Origin of the sequence: Mycobacterium parascrofulaceum ATCC BAA-614, assembly GCF_000164135.1 — a bacterium.
GTDB lineage: Bacteria > Actinomycetota > Actinomycetes > Mycobacteriales > Mycobacteriaceae > Mycobacterium > Mycobacterium parascrofulaceum.
In genome coordinates, this window is the sequence record NZ_GG770555.1 from 302,587 (window position 1) to 308,598 (window position 6,012).

Consider the following 6,012-nt stretch of genomic DNA (forward strand, 5'->3'; position numbering starts at 1 on the left):
TCCGCCCGGCGAGCCGATGGATTTCACGGTGGCCGTACGGGCGCGCCGCATCCGCCTTCGGTATGGTCCAAGGAGTGTGCGGAGTCACCGGGGAGGTACGGCTCGACGGGCGGGTCCCCGATGTAGCAGCGGTGTCAGCGATGGCCGCCGTGATGACCCGAAGGGGTCCCGACGCGTCCGGCGCCTGGTCGCAGGGCCGGGTCGCGCTCGGTCACCGTCGCCTCAAGATCATCGACCTGAGCGAGGCCGGCGCGCAGCCCATGGTCGACCCGGAGCTGGGCCTGGCCATCGCCTTCAACGGCTGCATCTACAACTACAAGGAGCTGCGCAGCGAACTCACCGGCCACGGCTACCGGTTCTTCTCGCACAGCGACACCGAGGTCCTGCTCAAGGCCTACCACCGCTGGGGTGACGCCTTCGTCGGCCACCTGCACGGCATGTTCGCCTTCGCCATCGTCGAACGCGACAGCGGCAGGGTGCTGCTCGGCCGCGACCGGCTCGGGATCAAGCCGCTGTACGTGACCGAGGACGGCGACCGGATCCGGTTCGCCTCCGCCCTGCCGGCGCTGCTGGCCGGCGGCGGCGTGGACACCCGCATCGACCCGGTCGCCCTGCACCACTACATGACGTTCCACTCGGTGGTGCCCGCGCCGCTGACCATCCTGCGCGGCGTCCGCAAGGTGCCGCCGGCGTCGCTGATCGCCATCGAGCCCGACGGCCGGCGCACCGTCACCACGTACTGGACCCCCGACTTCACCCGGCACGCCGACCGGGCGGGCTGGTCGGAAACCGACTGGGAAGAGGCGGTGCTCGACGCGCTTCGCGTCGCGGTCAAGCGCCGGCTGGTCGCCGACGTGCCGGTCGGCTGCCTGCTGTCGGGCGGCGTCGACTCCAGCCTGATCGTCGGCCTGCTCGCCGAGGCGGGCCAGCACGGGCTGATGACCTTCTCCATCGGTTTCGAATCCGCCGGCGGCGTCGAGGGCGACGAGTTCCGGTGGTCCGACATCATCGCCCAGCGCTTCGACACCGACCACCACCAGATCCGCATCGGCACCGACCGGATGCTGCCCGCGCTCGACGGGGCGATCGGCGCGATGAGCGAGCCGATGGTCAGCCACGACTGCGTCGCCTTCTACCTGCTCAGCCAGGAGGTGGCCCGCCACGTGAAGGTGGTGCAGTCGGGTCAGGGCGCCGACGAGGTGTTCGCCGGCTACCACTGGTACCCGCCGATGGGCTCGCCGGCCGCGGCGTCCCTGGAGGGCTCGGTCGCCGAGTACCGCGGCGCCTTCTTCGACCGGGATTCGGCGGAGCTGGCCGGCCTGCTGGGGCCGGGCGCCCTGGCCCCGGGGGACCCCAGCGAGCGCTTCGTCAGCGAGCACTTCGCGCGCGCCGGCGCCCAGACCGGCGTCGACCGCGCGCTGCGGCTGGACACCACCGTGATGCTGGTGGACGACCCGGTGAAGCGGGTCGACAACATGACCATGGCGTGGGGCCTGGAGGGACGGGTGCCGTTCCTCGATCACGAGCTGGTGGAGCTGGCGGCGACCTGCCCGCCGGAGCTGAAGATCGCCCACGAGGGCAAGGGCGTCCTCAAGCAGGCCGCGCGCCGGGTGATCCCGTCGGAGGTCATCGACCGGCCCAAGGGCTACTTCCCCGTCCCCGCGCTGACCCACCTCGAGGGCCCCTACCTCGACATGGTGCGCGACGCGCTGTACGCGCCGGTCGCCAAGGAACGCGGCCTGTTCCGTACCGAGGCGGTCGACGCCCTGCTGGCCGACCCCAACGGCAAGCTGACGCCGCTGCGCGGCAACGAGCTGTGGCAGATCGCCCTGCTCGAGCTCTGGCTGCAGCGACACGGCATCACGGGCCCGGTGGCATGACCGTGACCGATCCCCCCGGCGACCACACCGAGGCGATCACGATGGGCCTGCACGACGCCTCGCCGCCGGAGCTGGTGGAGGCGATGGCCAAGGACGTCGAGCTCGAACTGGGCTGGGGGCGGCTCATTTTCGGCCAGACCTTCGCCGACGCCCACGAGTTGGTCGAGGCGCTGCGGCGGGAGGGCCCGGGGCGCCGGGACATCTGCATCTACGCCCGCGAGTCCCACGTGGTGGTCGCCGAGGCGCCGACCGAGCTCTTCATCGACCCCAGCCACACCTACCGGCTGCGCTTCACCGACTCGATGAAGGCCGAAGACCTGTCGCCCGCGCCGCTGGGCGTCACCGTGCGCACGCTCAACGACCCGGTCGACGCCGACGCGATGAACCGCGTCTACGTGCGCTGCGGAATGGTGCCGGCCGGCGTCGACGTCATCTGGCACAACCACCAGCACGTGCCGGCCGTGACCTACCTGCTGGCGGTGCGGGACGCGGACGGCGCGGTGGTGGGCACCGTCACCGGGGTGGACCACGAGCTGCTGTTCTCCGACCCGGAGCAGGGGTCGAGCCTGTGGACCCTGGCCGTCGACCCGGCCGCCGGGCTGCCCGGGATCGGCGCGGCCCTGACCCGGGCGCTGGCGGAGCGGTTCCGCGACGCGGGCCGCGCCTACATGGACCTGTCGGTCGCGCACGACAACGCCGCCGCCATCGGCCTGTACGAGAAGCTCGGATTCCGCCGCGTCCCGGTGCTGGCGATCAAGCGCAAGAACGCGATCAACGAGCCGCTGTTCAGCCCGCCGCCCGAGACGGTCGACGACCTGAACCCCTACGCCCGGATCATCGCCGACGAGGCGCTGCGCCGCGGCATCTGGGTCGAGGTACTCGACGCCGAGACCGGCGAGATGCGGCTCACCCACGGCGGCCGCAGCGTCGTCACCCGCGAGTCGCTGTCCGAGTACACCTCGGCGGTCGCCATGTGCCGCTGCGACGACAAGCGCCTGACCCGGCGCCTGGTCTCGGAGGCGGGCATCACGGTGCCGCGCGCCCGGCTGGCCACCTTCGACGAGGGGGACTACAACTTCCTCACCGAGGTCGGGGAGGTGGTCGTCAAACCGACCCGTGGGGAGCAGGGCAAGGGCATCACCGTCGGCGTGACCGCCGACAACGGTCCCGACGAGCTGGCCGCCGCCCTGGCCCGCGCTCGCCAGCAATATCCGGACGTGTTGATCGAGCAGCGGGTGCAGGGCGACGACCTTCGGCTGGTGGTGATCGACGGCCGTGTGGTCGCGGCCGCGCTGCGGATGCCGCCGGAGATCATCGGCACGGGGGAGCACAGCATCCGGGACCTGATCGCGGCCGAAAGCCGGCGGCGCTCGGCGGCCACCGGCGGCGAGTCCCGCATCCCGCTCGACGACCTCACCGAGGCGACGGTCGCCGAGGCGGGCTGGACCCTCGACGACGTGCTGCCGCAGGGCACCCGCCTGCGCGTTCGGCGCACCGCCAACCTGCATCAGGGCGGCACGATCCACGACGTCACCGCCGTGGTGAACCCCGAACTGTGCCGCGTCGCGGTGACGGCGGCCGAGGCGATCGGCATCCCCGTGACCGGGATCGACCTGCTGGTGCCCGACGTCACCGGCGCCGACTACGCCTTCATCGAAGCCAACGAGCGACCGGGGCTGGCCAACCACGAACCGCAGCCCACCGCCGCCGCCTTCATCGACTTCCTGTTCCCCGGCCACCCCGGCCAGCCGCAAGCCTGGACTCCGGAGGAGTCGCGCGCCGACCGTGGCTGAGGCTTGCCGCGCGCATCGCCGGGGTAATCCCCTGTGCACTCGGATAGGAGCCAGATGAGCGGAAGCGTGCAAACCGGGACCATCGAGACCCATGTGCCGGCGCGGCTGGACAGGCTGCCCTGGTCGCGGTTCCACTGGCGCGTGGTCGTCGGCCTCGGCGGGGTGTGGATCCTGGACGGGCTCGAGGTCACGATGGTGGGCAACGTGTCGGCCCGGCTCACCGAGAAGGGCAGCGGCATCGACCTCAACGCCGCGCAGATCGGGATGGCCGCCGCCTTCTACATCGCCGGCGCCTGCCTGGGCGCGCTGTTCTTCGGTCACCTGACGGACCGGTTCGGTCGGCGCAACCTGTTCATGCTGACCCTGGCGGTGTACCTGGTCGCCACCGTGGCGACCGCGTTCGCGTTCGCGCCGTGGTATTTCTTCGTCGCCCGCTTCTTCACCGGCTCGGGCATCGGCGGTGAATACGCCGCGATCAACTCGGCGATCGACGAGCTGATCCCCGCCCGCGTGCGCGGCCGCGTCGACCTGATCATCAACGGGACGTACTGGCTCGGTTCGGCCGCGGGGGCGGGCGGCGCGCTTGTCCTGCTCGACACGTCCAATTTCGCCCCCAACATCGGGTGGCGGCTCGCGTTCGGCGTCGGCGCCATCTTCGGCATCTTCGTCCTGCTCGTCCGGCGCAACGTGCCCGAGAGTCCGCGCTGGTTGTTCATCCACGGGCGCGACGAGGAGGCCGAGCGCGTCGTCGGCGAGATCGAGGAGTCGGTGCGGCAGGAAACCGGTGAGCCGCTGCCCGAGCCGCACGGGCGCAAGCTGAGAATCCGGCAGCGCGAGACGATCTCGTTCCGGGAGATCGCCAGGGTGGCGTTCAAGCTCTATCCGCGCCGCGCGTTCCTGGGGCTGGCGCTGTTCACCGGGCAGGCGTTCCTCTACAACGGGGTGACGTTCAACCTGGGCACGCTGTTGAGCGGGTTCTACGGGGTGCCGTCGGGGACGGTGCCGCTGTTCTTCATCCTGTGGGCGCTCAGCAATTTCGTCGGCCCGCTGGCGCTCGGCCACCTGTTCGACAGCGTCGGCCGCAAGCCGATGATCACGGCCACCTACATCGGGTCCGCGGTGGTGGCCGTCATCCTCGCGGTCCTGTTCGTCACCCGGACCGGCGGGGTCTGGGCGTTCATCGCCGTGCTCGCGGTCGCGTTCTTCCTGGCCTCCGCGGGCGCGAGCGCCGCCTACCTGACGGTCAGCGAGATCTTCCCGATGGAGACCAGGGCGCTGGCGATCGCGTTCTTCTACGCGATCGGCACGGCGATCGGCGGCATCTCCGGCCCGTTGCTGTTCGGGCAGCTGATCAATTCCGGGCAACGCGGCCAGGTGATGTGGTCGTTCCTGATCGGCGCCGCGGTCATGGCGATCGCCGGCCTGGTCGAATTGTGGCTCGGGATCGCCGCCGAACGACGCCCGCTCGAGGAGCTGGCCCTACCCCTGACGGTGGACGACGCCGAGGCCGGCCGGCGCGATCAGCCGTAGGCGTCCCACCAGGTGTGCAGCCCGGCTACCCGAGGAGCCTGGTCAGCCAGGTCGGGTCCTGATAGTTCACCGACGTGTTGCCGTCCCACACGAACGGTGTGGAATTGGCGCCCAGCCCGGACAGCGTCGCGTATCCGTTCGCGGATTTCGCCTTGCCCGTGCCGACGTCGTCGCCCGACTTGATGCAGGTCATGACGCCGGCGTCCGCGCCGACGTTCTTGGCGAGTTGGGCCAGCTCGCCGTCGGTGCGGTCCTCCGGCGCGTCCTCGGCCGGCTGGAAGCTGCTGGCGAACAGGCCGGAGTAGAAGTCGAGGTAGAGCTTCGGATCGTTCTGCGCCGCAACGCAGTACGACGCCGCCACCGCCCGGGTCGAGTAGGTCTTGCTGTGCGACTTGTCGTCGAGGAAGTCCAGGAGGTGGTAGCGCACCGCGAGCTTCTTGTTGTTCACCGCGGTGTCGATGTCGCCCGCGTTCGACCGGATGAAGCTGCCGCAGGGCGGGCAGATGGGTTCGTTGAAGATGTCGATCGTCAGCGGCGCCGCCGAGCTGCCCACGAACACGCCGTCGTCGAGGACCCGCAGCGCGACCGCGTCCGGCGCCGGCGGTGGCTTGGTCGGCTCCGGCGGAGGCGACGACTCCCACGGCCGCGCGACGGCGAGGACCACGCCGACGATGGCCGCCAGGGCGACGCCGGTGACGCCGACCCACAGCCAGGGTTTCCTGCCCGGTCGCGGCGGTGGGCCCCACCCCGCGGCGGTGCCGGGGGCCCAGGCGGGTCGGGCCCACCCCGTCGGCTGGGGCACCGGACCC

The 6,012-nt window shown here is 71.2% G+C and carries 4 protein-coding genes; 3 read left to right on the top strand and 1 reads right to left on the bottom strand.

Annotated elements, in window-relative coordinates:
• Positions 1-74 precede the first annotated feature (74 nt).
• Genes HMPREF0591_RS16940 through HMPREF0591_RS16950 form a run of 3 tightly spaced genes read left to right on the top strand, consistent with a single transcriptional unit; the run spans position 75 to position 5,203 of the window.
• Positions 75-1,880, top strand: coding sequence for an N-acetylglutaminylglutamine amidotransferase (locus HMPREF0591_RS16940; protein WP_040622994.1), 1,806 nt, complete (start codon positions 75-77; stop codon positions 1,878-1,880).
• Entirely contained in the window at positions 1,877-3,673 is a 1,797-nt protein-coding gene (gene ngg, locus HMPREF0591_RS16945; RefSeq protein WP_007169841.1) for an N-acetylglutaminylglutamine synthetase, read from the top strand. The genes HMPREF0591_RS16940 and ngg overlap by 4 nt, the downstream gene beginning before the upstream one ends.
• A gap of 54 nt (positions 3,674-3,727) precedes the next feature.
• Complete coding sequence (locus tag HMPREF0591_RS16950) at positions 3,728-5,203, top strand: MFS transporter (protein ID WP_007169842.1); 1,476 nt, start codon at positions 3,728-3,730, stop codon at positions 5,201-5,203.
• A 25-nt stretch (positions 5,204-5,228) separates the two neighbouring features.
• Here HMPREF0591_RS16950 and HMPREF0591_RS16955 read toward each other — a convergent pair.
• On the bottom strand, positions 5,229-6,012 hold a 784-nt coding region (locus HMPREF0591_RS16955; protein ID WP_007169843.1), incomplete at its 5' end, for a DsbA family protein.